Raw genomic sequence first — 15626 nt, 5'->3', positions numbered from 1 at the left:
TTTTTCGTGGGTGTCAAAGGGTGTGCGATACATTTATCCTTTTCCCCCGGAAACGGCGTTCTAAATGCGTACAAACGCCCCAAATCCACCCAAAGGAGGAACCATGTCAGACAACCGAAAATACTACTACCTCAAGCTGAAAGAGAATTACTTTGACGAGGACGCTATCGTGCTGCTGGAAAGTATGCAGGACGGTATCCTCTATTCCAACATTCTCTTGAAACTGTACCTGAAATCGCTGAAAAACGGCGGGAAGTTGCAGCTTGATGAAAATATCCCCTACACCGCGCAGATGATTGCCACCATTACCCGCCAGCAAGTCGGCACCGTAGAGCGAGCCTTGCAGATTTTTATGAAGCTGGGGCTTGTGGAGCCGCTGCCAAGCGGCGCGCTGTATATGAGCAACATTGAACTGCTGATCGGCCAATCCTCTACCGAGGGGGAGCGAAAACGGCGGGCAAGGCTGGCTTTGCAGGAGCAAAAAGCCTTGCCAAAGGCCGGGGTGGACAAATGTCCACCATATCAAGCGGACATTTGTCCACCAGAGATAGAGATAGAGAAAGAGATAGAGATAGAAAAAGAGAGAGAGCGAGAGTTAGATACGGGACAGCCCACCCGCGCCGCCTATGGCCGGTATGAAAATGTCTTTCTTTCGCAATCAGAACTGGACGGGCTGAAAGCAGACCTGCCCGACAAATGGAACTACTACATTGACCGGCTATCCTGCCATATCGCGTCCAGCGGCAAGCGATACCGCAGCCATGCCGCCACAATCTACAAATGGGCGCAGGAGGACGCAGCCAAGAAAGCCCCGAAAAAGGGCATACCAGACTACTCATGCAAGGAGGGCGAGAGTTTATGAAGAACGAAATCAACGCTGTTTTGGAGAATATGACGACCACTACCCCGGAGCCGGAGGACTACACCGGCGAGGACGGTTTACTGTACTGCGGCAAGTGCCGCAAGCCGAAAGAAGCCTATTTTGCGCCGGATAAGGCCGCTATCTTCGGGCGCGACCGCCATCCGGCAGAGTGCGACTGCCAGAGAGCCGCCCGCGAGGAACGGGAGGCCGCCGAGAAGCGGCGCAGGCACCTTGACACCGTGGAAGAACTGAAGCGCCGGGGCTTTACCGACCCCACCATGCGGGACTGGACTTTTGAGAACGACAACGGCAGGAACCCGCAGGCCGGGATTGCCCGCCGGTATGTGGAGCATTGGGAGGATATGCGAGCCGACAATATCGGCTGCCTGTTCTGGGGCGGCGTAGGAACCGGGAAAAGCTACCTTGCGGGCTGTATCGCAAACGCCCTCATGGAGAAAGAAATCCCCGTCCACATGACGAATTTTGCCCTTATCCTCAACGACCTTGCCGCCAGCTTTGAGAACCGCAACGAGTACATTTCCCGCCTTTGCCGCTATCCGCTGCTTATCATTGACGACTTCGGCATGGAGCGCGGGACGGAATACGGGCTGGAACAGGTTTTCAATGTGATTGACAGCCGCTACCGCAGCGGCAAGCCGCTGATCGTCACGACCAACCTCACGCTGGACGACCTGCGGAACCCGGAGGACACCGCCCATTCCCGGATTTATGACCGGCTGCTTTCCATGTGCGTCCCGGTACGCTTTACCGGCGACAACTTCCGGCAGGAAGCCGCGCAGCGGAAAATGGAGAACATGAAGAAACTGATTACCGACTGAAAGGAGTATTGCCTATGACAGATAACAAGCAGCACGACACCCGCACCACCCGCCGCCCCGACTGCGTGACGGAAATCCGCATGGGCAATTCCGTCCTTGTCGTGTCCGGCTATTTCAAGAAAGATACCACGACCACCGCCGCCGACAAAATGGCGCGGGTACTGGAAGCGGAAGCCGCTGCTACACAAAAACCGGCAATTTGACAAATCATAAAGAAGCAGATTTTACACTTTTGCCGCTATACAGCCCCCGCTATTCCGTGGTACAATAAAGCTACGGAATAGTGGGGCTGGCTGTCGGAAACGGAGGATTTTATGTTAAGACAAGCCACCCAAAACCTCATTACCGCCCTTTATCCGAGATTGTCCCATGAGGACGAGTTGCAAGGCGAGAGCAATTCCATTTCCAACCAAAAGCGGATTTTGGAAACCTACGCCAAGCAGAACGGCTTTACCAATCTGCGCTGGTACACCGACGACGGCTTCTCCGGCGCAAACTTCCAGCGCCCCGGTTTTCAAGCCATGCTTGCAGACATTGAAGCCGGGAAAGTGGGTACGGTCATCGTCAAGGACATGAGCCGGTTAGGGAGAAACTACTTGCAGGTGGGATTTTACACGGAAATGCTGTTCCCTCAAAAGGGAGTGCGGTTTATCGCTGTCAACGACAATGTGGACAGCGCAAACGGCGGCATGGACAACGATTTTACCCCTCTGCGAAATCTGTTCAACGAATGGCTGGTGAGAGATACGAGCAAGAAAATCAAGGCAGTAAAACGAGCAAAAGGCATGAGTGGCAAACCTGTTACCAGCAAGCCGGTATATGGCTACCTCATGGACGAGGACGAGAACTATCTCGTTGACGAGGAAACCTCGCCGGTTGTCCAGCAGATATACCAGCTTTGCCTTGCCGGGAATGGCCCGACCAAGATTGCCCGTATGCTTACGGAGCAGCAAATCCCCACGCCGGGGACGCTGGAATACCGCAGGACGGGCAGCACACGCCGCTACCACCCCGGCTATGAGTGCAAGTGGGCGACGAACACCGTCGTTCATATCCTCGAAAACCGGGAGTACACCGGCTGTCTGGTAAACTTTAAGACGGAGAAGCCCTCTTACAAGGTCAAGCACAGTGTAGAGAACCCCGTGGAGAAGCAGGCCATTTTCCCCGACCACCATGAGCCGATTATCGACACGGAAACATGGGAGCGCGTGCAGGAGTTACGCAAGCAGCGCAAACGCCCGAACCGCTATGATGAAGTGGGGCTGTTCTCCGGTATGCTGTTCTGCGCCGACTGCGGCCATGTGATGTACCAGCAGCGGTATCAGAACAAAACCCGCAAGCAGGACTGTTACATCTGCGGCAGCTACAAGAAGCGCACCCGCGACTGTACGGCACACTTTATCCGCACAGACCTGTTGACCGCTGGCGTCCTCTCCAATCTCCGACAAGTGACGGAATACGCCGCCAAGCATGAGAGCCGCTTTGTGAAGCTGCTTATCCAGCAGAACGAGATCGGCGGCAAGAGAAAGACCGCCGCAGCCACCAAGCAGCTTGAACAGGCGCAGGAGCGTATTGCCGAAGTGAGCCGCATTATCAAGCGGCTGTATGAGGACAATGTGAACGGCAAAATCAGCGACGAGCGTTTCATGGAACTGTCGGCAGACTATGAGCAGGAACAGCGGGAACTGAAAGACCGCGCCGCCGCTTTACAGGAGGAACTTTCCAAGTCGCAGGCCGCCACCGTCAACGCGGAAAAGTTTATGGGGATTGTCCGAAAGCACCTTGCCTTTGAGGAACTTACCCCCACCCTCTTGCGGGAAATGATTGAGAAAATCGTCGTGCATGAGTGCAGCTATGACGAGAACGGCACCCGCAGGCAGGACATTGAGATTTATTACAGCTTTGTCGGCAAGATTGACTTGCCCGAAGCCTAACGCCCGACCTATCCGACACAATGGCCAAGTGCCGGATAGGAACGGCAAAATTTTTTACACTTCTATTACTTCTTTATCGCACATAAGCAAAGAGCCAAGGTATTAAGCAATTTATGGCAAAGTAAAGACGGAATGACACAACAAAATCTCTAAAACAAAAATGTATATCAAGTAAATATTGAACGCAACCAATATTAGTGGTATAATAATGGCAACTGTATTTACGAAGAAAAGAGGGTTAATATGGCACTAAACTATAAACCATTATGGATACAACTTGCAAAAAAAGGCTTAAAGAAAATTGTTGTTATAGCAATGGCGGATTTAACAACCAATGTTATGGCACAGATGGGGAAGAATAAGCCGATAACACTTAAAAATTTAGAGAGAATATGTAAAGCACTTGACTGTACACCTAATGATGTATTCTCTTTTGATGATGAATATGTTGAACGAAAAATAGATTAAATAAAGTATTTTTGTGAGGAGGAGAGGCAACTTGAAAGAATATATTGCGAGTTTAGAAAAAGAATTTTCTTTGATAGAAAATGGTTTCAAAGAGGAAGAGAAAAGAGCCTTAACTGATTATAAATCCAATGATAAAGAATATGCTAAGAATTTGGCATTTTTAGCATATAAATCTGGTACCTATCAAGTAAGAATGTACGGTGTATTTCTTTTCGGATATTTATCAGAACAAGATGATATTTTAGCATTTATGAGAGATGAAGTTTCCAAAGATGACAATTGGAGAGTTCAGGAAGTATTGGCAAAGGCATTTGATGAATTTTGCAAGAAAACAGGATATGAAAAAGCAATTCCAATAATTGATGAATGGTTAAAAAACAATAATCCTAATACAAGGAGAGCTGTTACGGAGGGACTAAGAATATGGACAAGTAGACCATATTTCAAGGAAAATCCGAATGAAGCTATTGAAAGGATTGCCAACTTAAAAGAAGATGCAAGCGAATATGTGAGAAAATCGGTTGGAAATGCTTTAAGGGATATTAGTAAGAAATTTCCAGAGCTGATTAAAATTGAGCTTGATAGCTGGAAATTAGAAAGTAAAGAGATACAACAGGTTTACAAGTTGGCAAGTAAATTGATTGTATGACAATTAGAATTCATAGGAGGTAACAATGAACAAGATTACTTGTATTTGTTTAGGTGTGAAAGATATGGAAAGGTCAATAAAGTTTTATAGAGATGGTTTAGGATATAAGACTGATTGCAGAGAAAATAATCCGTCAGTATGCTTTTTTGATACTCCGGGAACAAAGTTCGAACTATTTCCTTTGGAACAATTAGCAAAAGATATTGATGAAAATAATCCACCAAAAGGGAATGGATTTTCAGGAATTACATTAGCCTACAATGTTGAACATAAAGAAGATGTAGAGACTGTAATTGCATTAGTAAGAAAAGCAGGTGGAAAAATTGTAAAAGAGCCACAGGAAGTTTTCTGGGGTGGATATCATGCGTATTTTTCGGATTTAGATGGATACTACTGGGAAGTTTCATGGGGACCGAATTTTCAATTTGATGAAAATGGATTGCTGAAATTTTGAGGATAAATAGGGGAAGAGTATGGCTTCAAGTAAAGAATATTTAGATTTTATTTTAGAACAACTATCCGATTTGGAAGAAATATCATATAGGTCAATGATGGGTGAATATATAATTTATTATCGTGGAAAAATTGTTGGTGGAATTTATGATGATAGATTTTTAGTTAAGCCTGTTAAATCTGCAATAGCATATATGCCAAATGCAAAGTATGAGTTACCCTATGATGGAGCAAAGGAAATGCTGTTGGTAGATGATGTTGACAATAAAGATTTTTTAACTGGTTTATTCAATTCAATGTATGATGAATTACCTGTACCCAAACCAAAGAAAAAGAAATAATAAAATTTGAAGTTGGTGGTGTGATTGATGGAAGTAATCGAGGTTATTGAAAATAAAAAAGCTTATATTGAGTTACTGTTATTGGCAGATGAACAGGAAGATATGATAGATCGTTATCTTGATAAAGGTAAAATGTATGTGCTTGATGATAATGGTATCAAATGTGAGTGTATCGTAACTAATGAGGGAAATGGTGTACTTGAAATTAAAAACATTGCAACATTTTCGGAATATCAAGGCAAAGGTTATGCGAAATTTTTGATTGACTTTATTGCTAAGAAATACAAAGGAAAATACAACATTTTGCAAGTTGGGACAGGTGATGTTCCGATGTCAATTTCATTTTATGAAAAATGTGGTTTTGTTCGTTCTCATATCATACCAAATTTTTTTACTGACAATTATGCTAACCCAATATATGAGAATGGAGTACAATTAGTGGATATGGTGTATTTGAAAAGAGCGTTATAAATCAATTTTAAAGTTGTGGAGAAAAATAATAATGTTGAGATTAAAACCTTATAATATAAGCGAAGCAGATATAATTCTCTCCTGGAGTAAAGATGAAATAGATTTTTATAAATGGTCAGCGGGTATTTTGGGCGAATATCCGATAACAAAAGAGAAGTTTGATTTTGTGAATAATCTAATGGCTTTTACATCTATTGAAGATGATGAGACAGTAGGTTTTTTCACAATGAGAAGACCTTCAGAAAGCTTTGATGAGTTAAGGTTTGGCTTTGTAGTTGTTGATCCTTCAAAGCGTGGCAAAGGATACGGCAAGAGAATGCTTCAGTTAGGTTTAAAGTTTGCATTTGAAATTTATGGTGCAAAAAAAGTTTCGTTAAGTGTTTTTGAAAATAATGAATCTGCATATTTCTGTTACAAATCAATAGGCTTTGATGATGTCATTCTTGATAAGACAGAAATATATTATGTTTTGGGAGAAGAATGGAAATGTAAAGAATTGATGATTGAAAATCGATAGTTCCCAGTTTGTCGAGTTGAATAAAACTAAATATTGAAGATACAAGGCGATTAAGAAATAGAAATCTTAGTCGCTTTTTCTATGCTCAAAATTTGAAAGGAGATGAAATTTATGGACAATAAAACAGAATTGGAAAAGATGAAAGCAGAGATTGAAAGTAAACAAGAGGAGAAAGAAAAATACGAAAAGAAATTAGTCCAACTTCAAAACAGGGAAAAAGAATTAAGGAAAATGGCAAGTCTTAAAGAGAGAAAAAAGCGAAATCATAGATTGATAGAACGAGGGGCAATCCTTGAAAGTTTTATCGAGGGAGCAAGTGGAAAAAGCAATGAAGAAATTAAAGGAATATTGCGAAAAGCATTTCAAAAAGCTCACTGAACAAAGCGTTCTGTTAGGTAATAAAGATTAAAAAAAGCAAGGACAATAGTATAATCGCAAATCCCTTAGATTTTCTAAGGGCGCAATTATACACCCTGAAGAGTGTCCTTGCGACCTGCGGTGCTAATACCCTTGCAGGGAGCAAAGAAAAAAGCTAAAGCATTTTAACAATTGGTAGATAGATAAGTTGCACATCTATCTGTTTTTTTATGCCAACAAGAAAAAGGAGATGATACAAATGGCAGACAGTTTTCACTTTAGTATATCAATGATAAGCAGAGGAAAAAGTAAATCGGCAGTTGCAAGTGCAGCATATATATCCTGTGAGAAATTAACAAATGAATGGGACGGAGTAACTCACGACTACCATAATAAAAAAGGACTTTTACATTCACAAATTTACTTGCCGGAGAATATACCAAAAGAATTTCAAGACAGAAGTTTTTTATGGAACAGCGTGGAGCTAAATGAAAAAGCAAGCAATGCTCAGCTTGCAAGAAACTTCATTATAGCACTACCAAAAGAATTATCTTTTGAAGAAAACAAGAACCTCATTACAGACTTTATACAGAAAAATTTTGTATCAAAAGGAATGATAGCAGACCTTGCCATTCATCAAGGAAACGATGAGGGAAACGGAAATATTCACGCTCATATAATGACAACTGTTCGCCCCTTAAATCAAGATGGCACTTGGGGAGCAAAGAGCAAAAAAGAATATCTTCTTGATGAACAGGGGAACAAGATTTTAGGGAAAAACGGAAAACCTAAGACAAGGAAGATAGAACTTACTGACTGGAACAATAAGGGTAATGCAGAGAAATGGCGAGAAAGTTTTGCCGCTCTTTGTAATCAATATTTAGAGAAAAATAACTTTGAAAAAAGAGTAGACCATCGCTCTTTTGAAAGACAAGGTAAAGAGGAAATTCCAACAATTCATATGGGAGCAAGTGCCAGTGCCTTAGAAAGAAAAGGGATAGAAACCGATAAGGGTAACATCAATAGAGAAATCAAAAAACATAACTCTTTAGTCAAAGCCATCAGAGAAAAAATTGCAGAGCTAACATCTTGGATAAATGATTTTTCAAAAGCCTTATTTGAAAAATACGAGCAGTATAAGCAGACAAGGCAAGATGAAATATATAATAAAGCGGAGTTATTTAACCTCTATGAATATATCTCAATTTACAACGATATACAGGGAGAAAAAACAAAAAATCTATCCTATTACGGACAGATAAAAAAGGGAAATACAGACCTTAAAAGGTTTGTAAAAGCAATCTATTATCTGAAAGATAATAACCTTAAAACCATAGCTGACCTACAAGAGAAAATAAGTACCTTACAATCCAAGAATAAGAAAATCAGTCAAGACATTAAGACTAAAACCGCAAGGGTAGAAAGCTTAAATAAATGTTTTACCTATGCGGACATCATCAAAGATAACAAACAAGTCTTTGAAGAATGGAACAGTAAATCCCTATTCAAAGACAGCTTTTACAATTCTCATAAAGATGAGATAGATAAATACAAAAGAGCAAGGGCAATTCTTGAAAAAATAACAGGCTCATCGGCTATTAAGTCTAAGGATTGGCAAAAGGAAATACAAAAATTTGAAGGCGAAGTAGAACTATTAAACAATCAATCTCAATCTATCAAAGAAGAATACGAAAGTATCAATCATATCAAGTATGCCGTAAAAACAGTCAATGAGGATTATGGCATAGACCTATCCATTGAGATAGATAAGGCAATCAAGAGAGGAGAAAAAACAAGTGTCATTGCTCAGATTAAGAAGTATCAAGAGCAACAGGAAGCTTATGAAAAACGAAAGGAGAAAACAAAGGACTATTACAAGAACGAGGAAAGATGAAGCCCCGAAATGGGATAACATCGTAAATAGGATAAGCATACGCACTGTTTCGGTGCATAAGGTTTGCGTACCCATTTTGGGAACGCAGATATAAAGATGAGTCCCTGTTTCGGGGACGCATATAGCTGGTGTCGTGTTTCACGACTTCAGTTTTATAAGGACTTCTTATTTCAGTACGTGCTAACTATAAAGGGTGTCGTAAAGTACGACTTCCTTAAAATCTGAGAGGGGGTAACGATTTGTTATCCCCTTTTGACATGTAAATATAAGGAATATAATATTGAATACACTCAATATTTATGGTATAATAATTAAAATCGTAGCAGATAAAGAGGTGGTAGCTATATGAATAATGAAATAGATAAAATTCATAAAGATGTTTATAGCAGTATTAAAGAATTGATGGATAATGCAAGAAATAGTGTTGCAAGAGAAGTTAATAATATCCTCATTCAAACTTATTGGGAGATTGGGCGAATTATCGTAGAAGATGAACAGGGAAATTCTGATAGAGCCGAGTATGGAAAACAGTTAGTAACAGACTTATCAAAGAGGCTCACCAAAGAATATGGTAAGGGATTTTCAAGGTCTAATTTGCAAAATATGAGGAATTTTTATCTGTCATATCCAATTTGCCAGACACTGTCTGGCAAATTAAGTTGGTCGCACTATTGCGAATTGCTTTCCATAAGCGATGAGCAGAAAAGGAGCTTTTATGAAAAAGAAACTATTAATGCAAATTGGTCTGTAAGAGAGTTAAAAAGACAAATAAAAACCTCACTTTTTGAAAGACTTTTACTTTCATCAGGAGATGAAAATAAAGAAAAGGTATTGGAGTTAGCCTTAAAGGGAAATGAAATAAATAAGGCAAGTGATGTTGTAAAAGATCCTTATGTATTTGAATTTTTAGGAATACCAGAAGAAAAGCCAATTATGGAAAGTGATTTAGAAAAAGCCTTAATAGCTCATATTGAAAAATTCTTGCTTGAACTTGGCAAGGGTTTTATGTATGTAGGCTCACAACAAAGAGTAACACTTGGAAATACCCATTATTATGTTGATATGGTATTTTATAACAAGATACTTAAGAGCTATGTTTTGATTGAGCTAAAAACAGGAAAGCTAATGCCGGAAGCAGTCGGACAAATCAATATGTATCTTAACTACTACAAGACGGAAGTTAATGACGATACGGATAATGAACCGATTGGAATTATCCTTTGTACCGATAAGGACAGTATACAGGCAGAATATGCACTTGGCAGTTTGTCCAATAAGATATTTGCTTCTAAATACACTTTATATATTCCTGATAGAGAGCAATTAGAAGAACAGGTAGAAAGAGTTTTAAGAAATTACAAGAAAAAATAAAGTTAATTGAAAATTGTGCAACGCCCGTTGCACAATTATAGAAAACAAAATAATTTATGAATAATTAGAGAAGTGGAGAACTAATCTGCTTCTTTTTTTATTGCAAGGAGAAGAACATGAGTGATAACAAAAAATACTATTATCTCAAGCTAAAGGAAGATTTCTTTACAAGTGAAACCATAACCTTGCTTGAGAGTATGAAAGACGGAGTATTGTATTCCAACATTTTACTAAAACTGTATCTGATGAGCCTTAAAAATAATGGCAAGCTGATATTTAGAGATAACATTCCGTATACAACAGAAATGATTGCCACCATAACACGCCATCAAGTAGGTACTGTAGAGAGGGCAATAAAAATATTTTTAGAATTGGAACTGATAGACCAATTGCCGGATAACATTTTGTATATGGTAGATATAGAGCTTTTCATTGGAAAATCATCAACAGAGGGCGAAAGAAAGCGAAAAGCAAGGCTTGAAAATCAAGAAAAAATACGACTATTAGAGGACACTTGTCTAAATAATGGTGGACAAATGTCCGCCACTTGTCCACCAGAGAATAGAGATAAGAGATTAGATATTATAGATAAGAGAATAGAGGGGAAAGAAGAAACCCAAATGTCCACCCAAATCCTTTACGGAGAATATAAAAATATCCGCTTAACTGATGAAGAATGCCATAAGCTAAAGGATAAGCTGCAAGGTCATACCGATACAATGATTGAAAAATTATCAAGGTATATCAAAAGTTCTGGGAAAGACTATAAAGACCACTATGTAACAATCCTTAATTGGTATGAACAGGACAAAGAAAAACTAACACAGAAAAATATTCAAAATGGAAGTACTAAAACCTATTCAACCAACTATGAGGATAGCGACAGCCTGTAAATATCATATAACAAGGTGGAAAGGTGTTTTTAGAGCGTTAAAACTAAAAGAGATATCAGAATATACCTAAGCCAAAAACAAGCCTTAAAACGCATTCCACCATTTAAGACGAGAAAAGGAGAATTAAAGTTATGAATAACAAAGATAATCAAAATATGATAACTATAAAAATTCAAGGTACAGATTTTACCTATAATGGAGAAACTCATTATGAAAAAGATGGACACATCTATTGCAAGACTTGTAATGAGAGAATAGACGGGAAGGCTATTCCAATGTTAAATAAGCCGATGATTTTTAGAATATCTTGTAAGTGTGATAGAAATAGAGCAGAACAGGAAAAATTAAGAGAAAAACTTATGGCACAAGACAGGCTAAGAGATAATTGCTTTATATCAAGAAACCAAAAAGTATATACCTTTGAAAATGCTGATGAGTATACTGATAAGGATATCATTAGAAAAGCTAAGAACTATGTAAAACACTTTGAAGAAATGAGAAAAGATAATGTAGGCTTATTGCTATATGGCAGTGTGGGAAGTGGCAAGACTTATCTTGCTTGTGCTATTGTTAATTCAATCATCACAGAGTATTCCTATGCAGTCAAAATGAGAAACTTTGCCCAGATACTAAATGATTTACAAAAAGGTGGCTTTAACCTTGACAGAAATGAATATATTGAGCAAATAACAAATCCAATCCTACTAATACTTGATGATTTTGGAATAGAGAGAAACACAGAGTATGCCTTAGAGCAAATTTACAATGTGATAAATGCAAGGTATTTAAAGGCAAGACCGACCATTATAACCACAAACTTAAACTTTAAGGACATAGAAAAAGAGCAGGAAGATATAATGCTTGGCAGGATTTATTCAAGAATTATAGAGATGTGTTTACCTCTTAGGGTAATAGGACTTGATAGAAGAAAGATACAAAGCAAAGAAAAGCTGAAGAAAGCACAAAATTTAATAGATGAGTAAAGGCGGTTAGAAAGTAAAAAATTCTAATCGCTTTTTTATTGCAAGGAAAGGAGCAACCGATGAAAAAAGAACAGACAAGATATATTGTAAAGCGTAATTATAATGCCTCAAGAACAGGAGCGGACGCATTTATAAAACTGATAAAGAAAGATAAAAGCAAATATGAAAACATAGATATTGAATATACACAATATAATATTGAAAATTATAATAAAGTATGCTATACTAAAGATAGTTTTAGAGAGGATTGTGTCATTCCTACAAATCCAAAGGAGGAATAGGGAATGATACAAACAAATTCAAATCACTTTTCATATCGGACTGCAATTTATTGCAGACTGTCTAAAGATGATGAGCAGAAAGGAGAGAGTGCCAGCATACAAAACCAAAGGGATATGCTTGAACATTATGTCAAGGCAAGAGGTTGGAATATAGCTGATGTATATGTCGATGACGGATACACAGGCTTAAATACCAACCGCCCCTCATTTCAAAGACTGATAAAAGATGTTGAGGAAAGAAAAATTGATATAGTCATTACCAAAGACTTATCAAGACTTGGAAGAAACTATCTTCAGACAGGATATTATACCGAGAATTTCTTTCCGAAAAACGGAGTGAGATATATCGCAGTCAATGACGGAGTGGATACCTTACAGGACAATAATGAGATAGTACCCTTTAAGAATGTACTAAATGAGTTTTATTCAAGAGATGTTTCAAAGAAGATGAAATCGGCATATCTTACAAGAGCAAGACAAGGTAAATTTACAGGCTGCCTTGCACCATTCGGATATATGAAAAATCCTGATGATACTTACTCTCTTATGGTAGATGAAGAAACTTCGTGGATAGTGGAAAAGATTTATAACCTTGCTATCAGTGGATATGGAGTACAGGCAATAAGGCGAATACTCTTTGATGAAAAAATTCCTACACCTACTTGGTGGAACAGGAAAAAGGGAGTTAGAAATGTCTTTACCAAATTAGAAAAAACTGTAAAAGACGGTGAGTATTGGTGGGACTGTACCACAATTAAGGAGATAATTGAAAATCCTGTTTATCTTGGACACACAGCAAGTCAGAAAGCAAACTATCAATTCAAAATCGGTTGGATATCAGACAAACCAAAAGAGGACTGGATAGTTGTAGAAAATACCCACGAACCTATCGTTTCAGAAGATACCTACAAAATGGCAAATGAAAAGATAGAAAGTAGGAAGCGACCTTTTAAAACAGGGGAAGAAAGTATCTTCGCAGGGCTTGTTAAATGCCCTGATTGTGGTAAAGCCTTAAATCTTGGAAGAAACAACTCAAAGAAAAAAGAGAAAATACTTACTTGTAACACTTATCGCAGATACGGAAAAAACTTATGTACTCAGCATAGGATATACTTTGATACTCTTTATGAAATCGTACTTGCAGATATTAGAAAGAACGCAGACTTTGCTTTAAAAGATGAAAAGGAAGTCTTAAAGGCTCTTGAAAAATCAAGAGATACCGAAAATGAAGAAGAACAAATCTATATAGCAAGGAAGATTGAGGAAGATAGTAAAAGAGTGGCAGAGCTTGGTAACAAGATTGAGAAACTCTATGATGATTGGATAAATAAGAAAATCAGCGAGAACAATTTCCAAAGAATACTTGAAAAATCTCAAGCTGAGCAAGACCTCTTAACAAAGCGAATTGAGGAGATGGAAAGAAAAGTTGTTACAAGTAAGGTAGATGAAAATGGTGTCTACAAGTGGATAGAACTCATAAAAAAACACAAGAACATTAAGAAGCTGGACAAAGAAACCTTAAATGAACTCATCTCCAAAATCTATGTTCACGAAAAAGAAGTAGTGGACGGAGAAATCACCCAAATAATAGAAATACATTACAATTTCATAGGAAATACAGACAGCTTACAGGTCAGCTACAATCTCTAATTGGGAATAAAGCAGCTTATGGCTGGAGGAGGTATCGTTCTTATCGGACTTAAGCTCATTCCACTACTTGCGGGTGTACTCAATTAAGAAGAAAAGGAGAGCTTAGATGTTTGGAATATTCGACAAGATAGAAGAATTCTTTAAGGAGCTTCTACTGGGCGGTATTCAAGCAAACTTAGAGTCCATGTTTCTTGACATCAACGATAAAGTTGGTGCAGTTGCAACAGATGTAGGAAAAACTCCTATGGGATGGAACGGAGATGTATTTGCCTTTATCAAAAGCATTAACGATTCCGTTATCATTCCAATAGCGGGACTAATCATCACAGCAGTTCTTTGTATCGAGCTTATCAATATGGTAATGCAAAAGAACAATATGCACGATACAGATACCTTTGAATTTTTCAAGTACATCATCAAGATGTGGATTGCTGTATGGTTAGTATCCCATGCCTTTGAGTTTTCAATGGCAGTTTTTGATGTGGCACAGCACGTGGTAAATAAGGCGGCAGGGGTGATAAATACCTCTGCCACCGTTTCCGGAGATCAGATAGTGGCAATGATGGATACCCTAAAAGAAAAGGGACTTGGAGAACTTGTCATGATTCTCTTTGAAACCTCACTCATCAAGGTTGCTATACAGGTAATATCCGTTGTGATTATGCTTGTAGTTTACGGAAGAATGTTTGAGATTTATGTTTACTCATCTGTTTCAGCCATTCCATTTGCCACAATGGGAAACAAGGAGTGGGGACAGATTGGAACAAACTACATCAAAGGACTATTTGCACTTGGACTACAAGGACTCTTTTTAATGGTTTGTCTTGGAATTTACGCAGTTTTAGTTAAGACGATTAAGATAACAGATATACACACAAGTACCATGACGATACTTGGCTATGCGGTTTTGCTGGGGTTAATGATGCTAAAGAGCGGAACACTGGCCAAAAGCATATTAAATGCACACTAAAAGAAAGGAAAGATAGTATGGATAAAAGAAAAACAACATTTACAGTAGTAATAATAGTCGCAGGTATTATGGCGGTAATTGATAGGATCAGACTTCATAATAAGGTGGAAGAATTGGAAGAAAGGACACAGGACATTGGTTGCTGCCATAATGATTTTTGCTTAATGCAGCAAAGATATAACAAGAATACAGATGAACAACTTGCAATTATTCAGGATGAAATCGGCTCTGTATATGAACACTTTGAGGAGCTGTCAAAGGGTAAAGAAGATGGGAGGTAAGATATGGCATATGTACCAATCCCTAAAGACTTAAATAGGGTAAAGACAAAGGTTGCTTTTAACCTAACGAAAAGGCAGCTCATAGGCTTCACACTTGCAGGACTGGTTGGAATACCAGTCTATTTATTTATGAGGAAGTTTGTGCCAAATGACATAGCTGTCATATTCCTTATCGTGTCCACGCTTCCTATCTTTTTCATCACACTATTTGAAAAGGACGGACTGACCTTTGAGAAATATTTTTAAGCACATCTACCTTCATAAGTTTTATCAGCCAAAAAAGAGAGTGAGAAAGGAGGTTTACCTTGAACAAGAAAAGAAAAATTCAGCAAATAAAACTCATGCAAAACGAAAAGGTATTGAGAAGTCAAAAGCGAGACTTAAAGAAAAGTAATTGCAAGTCAAAAAAAGA

The 15626-nt window shown here is 38.8% G+C and carries 19 protein-coding genes and 3 pseudogenes; all 22 read left to right on the top strand.

Features of this window, described 5'->3' with window-relative positions:
* Window positions 1-103: 103 nt before the first annotated feature.
* The 22 genes and pseudogenes from HMPREF9333_RS08270 to HMPREF9333_RS08175 all read left to right on the top strand — a co-directional run bounded on the left by HMPREF9333_RS08270 (window position 104) and on the right by HMPREF9333_RS08175 (window position 15608).
* A complete protein-coding gene (locus HMPREF9333_RS08270) occupies window positions 104-862 on the top strand; it encodes a phage replisome organizer N-terminal domain-containing protein (protein WP_005541342.1) in 759 nt (252 codons plus the stop codon).
* Window positions 859-1701, top strand: a complete 843-nt coding sequence (locus HMPREF9333_RS12605; RefSeq protein ID WP_005541341.1) for an ATP-binding protein — start codon at window positions 859-861, stop codon at window positions 1699-1701. Before HMPREF9333_RS08270 ends, HMPREF9333_RS12605 begins: the two co-directional genes overlap by 4 nt.
* Before the next feature lie 14 nt (window positions 1702-1715).
* Window positions 1716-1904 carry a transposon-encoded TnpW family protein gene (locus HMPREF9333_RS08260; RefSeq protein WP_005541340.1) on the top strand — a complete coding sequence of 63 codons (189 nt, stop codon included), beginning with the start codon at window positions 1716-1718 and terminating at the stop codon, window positions 1902-1904.
* 111 nt (window positions 1905-2015) lie between these two features.
* The gene (locus tag HMPREF9333_RS08255; protein ID WP_005541339.1) at window positions 2016-3635 is read left to right on the top strand and encodes a recombinase family protein; all 1620 of its coding nucleotides are present in this window, start codon (window positions 2016-2018) and stop codon (window positions 3633-3635) included.
* 20 nt (window positions 3636-3655) lie between these two features.
* A pseudogene (locus HMPREF9333_RS13800) lies at window positions 3656-3718 on the top strand (Maff2 family mobile element protein); the annotation flags it as partial.
* 160 nt (window positions 3719-3878) lie between these two features.
* Complete coding sequence (locus HMPREF9333_RS08250; RefSeq protein ID WP_005541338.1) at window positions 3879-4103, top strand: helix-turn-helix domain-containing protein; 225 nt, start codon at window positions 3879-3881, stop codon at window positions 4101-4103.
* Window positions 4104-4134: 31 nt separating this feature from the next.
* Window positions 4135-4752, top strand: a complete 618-nt coding sequence (locus tag HMPREF9333_RS08245; RefSeq protein ID WP_005541337.1) for a DNA alkylation repair protein — start codon at window positions 4135-4137, stop codon at window positions 4750-4752.
* 25 nt (window positions 4753-4777) lie between these two features.
* Window positions 4778-5206 carry a VOC family protein gene (locus HMPREF9333_RS08240; protein ID WP_001033924.1) on the top strand — a complete coding sequence of 143 codons (429 nt, stop codon included), beginning with the start codon at window positions 4778-4780 and terminating at the stop codon, window positions 5204-5206.
* 19 nt (window positions 5207-5225) lie between these two features.
* Window positions 5226-5546: a TfoX/Sxy family protein gene (locus tag HMPREF9333_RS08235; RefSeq protein ID WP_005541333.1), complete on the top strand. Its 321-nt coding sequence runs from the start codon at window positions 5226-5228 to the stop codon at window positions 5544-5546.
* A 27-nt stretch (window positions 5547-5573) separates the two neighbouring features.
* A complete protein-coding gene (locus HMPREF9333_RS08230; RefSeq protein ID WP_005541332.1) occupies window positions 5574-6017 on the top strand; it encodes a GNAT family N-acetyltransferase in 444 nt (147 codons plus the stop codon).
* A 31-nt stretch (window positions 6018-6048) separates the two neighbouring features.
* Window positions 6049-6534 carry a GNAT family N-acetyltransferase gene (locus tag HMPREF9333_RS08225; protein ID WP_005541331.1) on the top strand — a complete coding sequence of 162 codons (486 nt, stop codon included), beginning with the start codon at window positions 6049-6051 and terminating at the stop codon, window positions 6532-6534.
* A gap of 102 nt (window positions 6535-6636) precedes the next feature.
* A complete protein-coding gene (locus tag HMPREF9333_RS08220; protein ID WP_005541330.1) occupies window positions 6637-6912 on the top strand; it encodes a DUF3847 domain-containing protein in 276 nt (91 codons plus the stop codon).
* Between the two features lie 238 nt (window positions 6913-7150).
* Entirely contained in the window at window positions 7151-8785 is a 1635-nt protein-coding gene (gene mobQ / locus HMPREF9333_RS08215; RefSeq protein WP_005541329.1) for a MobQ family relaxase, read from the top strand.
* 345 nt (window positions 8786-9130) lie between these two features.
* Window positions 9131-10156 carry a PDDEXK nuclease domain-containing protein gene (locus HMPREF9333_RS08210; RefSeq protein WP_005541328.1) on the top strand — a complete coding sequence of 342 codons (1026 nt, stop codon included), beginning with the start codon at window positions 9131-9133 and terminating at the stop codon, window positions 10154-10156.
* Between the two features lie 116 nt (window positions 10157-10272).
* Window positions 10273-11049, top strand: coding sequence for a phage replisome organizer N-terminal domain-containing protein (locus tag HMPREF9333_RS08205; RefSeq protein WP_005541326.1), 777 nt, complete (start codon window positions 10273-10275; stop codon window positions 11047-11049).
* Between the two features lie 131 nt (window positions 11050-11180).
* Window positions 11181-12032, top strand: coding sequence for an ATP-binding protein (locus HMPREF9333_RS08200; RefSeq protein WP_005541324.1), 852 nt, complete (start codon window positions 11181-11183; stop codon window positions 12030-12032).
* Between the two features lie 59 nt (window positions 12033-12091).
* The gene (locus tag HMPREF9333_RS08195) at window positions 12092-12313 is read left to right on the top strand and encodes a hypothetical protein (RefSeq protein WP_005541322.1); all 222 of its coding nucleotides are present in this window, start codon (window positions 12092-12094) and stop codon (window positions 12311-12313) included.
* Window positions 12314-12316: 3 nt separating this feature from the next.
* Window positions 12317-13963 (top strand): recombinase family protein, encoded by a 1647-nt coding sequence (locus HMPREF9333_RS08190; protein WP_005541321.1) that lies wholly within the window; start codon window positions 12317-12319, stop codon window positions 13961-13963.
* Between the two features lie 3 nt (window positions 13964-13966).
* Window positions 13967-14050: pseudogene (locus HMPREF9333_RS12600) on the top strand (Maff2 family mobile element protein); the annotation flags it as partial.
* Between the two features lie 19 nt (window positions 14051-14069).
* Window positions 14070-14933 (top strand): VirB6/TrbL-like conjugal transfer protein, CD1112 family, encoded by an 864-nt coding sequence (locus HMPREF9333_RS08185; RefSeq protein WP_005541320.1) that lies wholly within the window; start codon window positions 14070-14072, stop codon window positions 14931-14933.
* Window positions 14934-14950: 17 nt separating this feature from the next.
* Window positions 14951-15214 carry a hypothetical protein gene (locus HMPREF9333_RS08180; protein ID WP_005541319.1) on the top strand — a complete coding sequence of 88 codons (264 nt, stop codon included), beginning with the start codon at window positions 14951-14953 and terminating at the stop codon, window positions 15212-15214.
* A 3-nt stretch (window positions 15215-15217) separates the two neighbouring features.
* Window positions 15218-15608 (top strand): annotated as a pseudogene (locus tag HMPREF9333_RS08175) (PrgI family protein).
* Window positions 15609-15626: the final 18 nt, after the last annotated feature.

This window comes from Johnsonella ignava ATCC 51276 (genome assembly GCF_000235445.1).
GTDB lineage: Bacteria > Bacillota > Clostridia > Lachnospirales > Lachnospiraceae > Johnsonella > Johnsonella ignava.
This window is presented reverse-complemented; position numbering and strand designations above follow the sequence as displayed.

Coding starts and splice junctions, on each gene's coding strand:
- HMPREF9333_RS08270 (WP_005541342.1), top strand. CDS start 104: ATGTCAGACAACCGAAAATACTACTACCTCAAGCTGAAAGAGAATTAC.
- HMPREF9333_RS12605 (WP_005541341.1), top strand. CDS start 859: ATGAAGAACGAAATCAACGCTGTTTTGGAGAATATGACGACCACTACC.
- HMPREF9333_RS08260 (WP_005541340.1), top strand. CDS start 1,716: ATGACAGATAACAAGCAGCACGACACCCGCACCACCCGCCGCCCCGAC.
- HMPREF9333_RS08255 (WP_005541339.1), top strand. CDS start 2,016: ATGTTAAGACAAGCCACCCAAAACCTCATTACCGCCCTTTATCCGAGA.
- HMPREF9333_RS08250 (WP_005541338.1), top strand. CDS start 3,879: ATGGCACTAAACTATAAACCATTATGGATACAACTTGCAAAAAAAGGC.
- HMPREF9333_RS08240 (WP_001033924.1), top strand. CDS start 4,778: ATGAACAAGATTACTTGTATTTGTTTAGGTGTGAAAGATATGGAAAGG.
- HMPREF9333_RS08235 (WP_005541333.1), top strand. CDS start 5,226: ATGGCTTCAAGTAAAGAATATTTAGATTTTATTTTAGAACAACTATCC.
- HMPREF9333_RS08230 (WP_005541332.1), top strand. CDS start 5,574: ATGGAAGTAATCGAGGTTATTGAAAATAAAAAAGCTTATATTGAGTTA.
- HMPREF9333_RS08225 (WP_005541331.1), top strand. CDS start 6,049: ATGTTGAGATTAAAACCTTATAATATAAGCGAAGCAGATATAATTCTC.
- HMPREF9333_RS08220 (WP_005541330.1), top strand. CDS start 6,637: ATGAAATTTATGGACAATAAAACAGAATTGGAAAAGATGAAAGCAGAG.
- mobQ (WP_005541329.1), top strand. CDS start 7,151: ATGGCAGACAGTTTTCACTTTAGTATATCAATGATAAGCAGAGGAAAA.
- HMPREF9333_RS08210 (WP_005541328.1), top strand. CDS start 9,131: ATGAATAATGAAATAGATAAAATTCATAAAGATGTTTATAGCAGTATT.
- HMPREF9333_RS08205 (WP_005541326.1), top strand. CDS start 10,273: ATGAGTGATAACAAAAAATACTATTATCTCAAGCTAAAGGAAGATTTC.
- HMPREF9333_RS08200 (WP_005541324.1), top strand. CDS start 11,181: ATGAATAACAAAGATAATCAAAATATGATAACTATAAAAATTCAAGGT.
- HMPREF9333_RS08195 (WP_005541322.1), top strand. CDS start 12,092: ATGAAAAAAGAACAGACAAGATATATTGTAAAGCGTAATTATAATGCC.
- HMPREF9333_RS08190 (WP_005541321.1), top strand. CDS start 12,317: ATGATACAAACAAATTCAAATCACTTTTCATATCGGACTGCAATTTAT.
- HMPREF9333_RS08185 (WP_005541320.1), top strand. CDS start 14,070: ATGTTTGGAATATTCGACAAGATAGAAGAATTCTTTAAGGAGCTTCTA.
- HMPREF9333_RS08180 (WP_005541319.1), top strand. CDS start 14,951: ATGGATAAAAGAAAAACAACATTTACAGTAGTAATAATAGTCGCAGGT.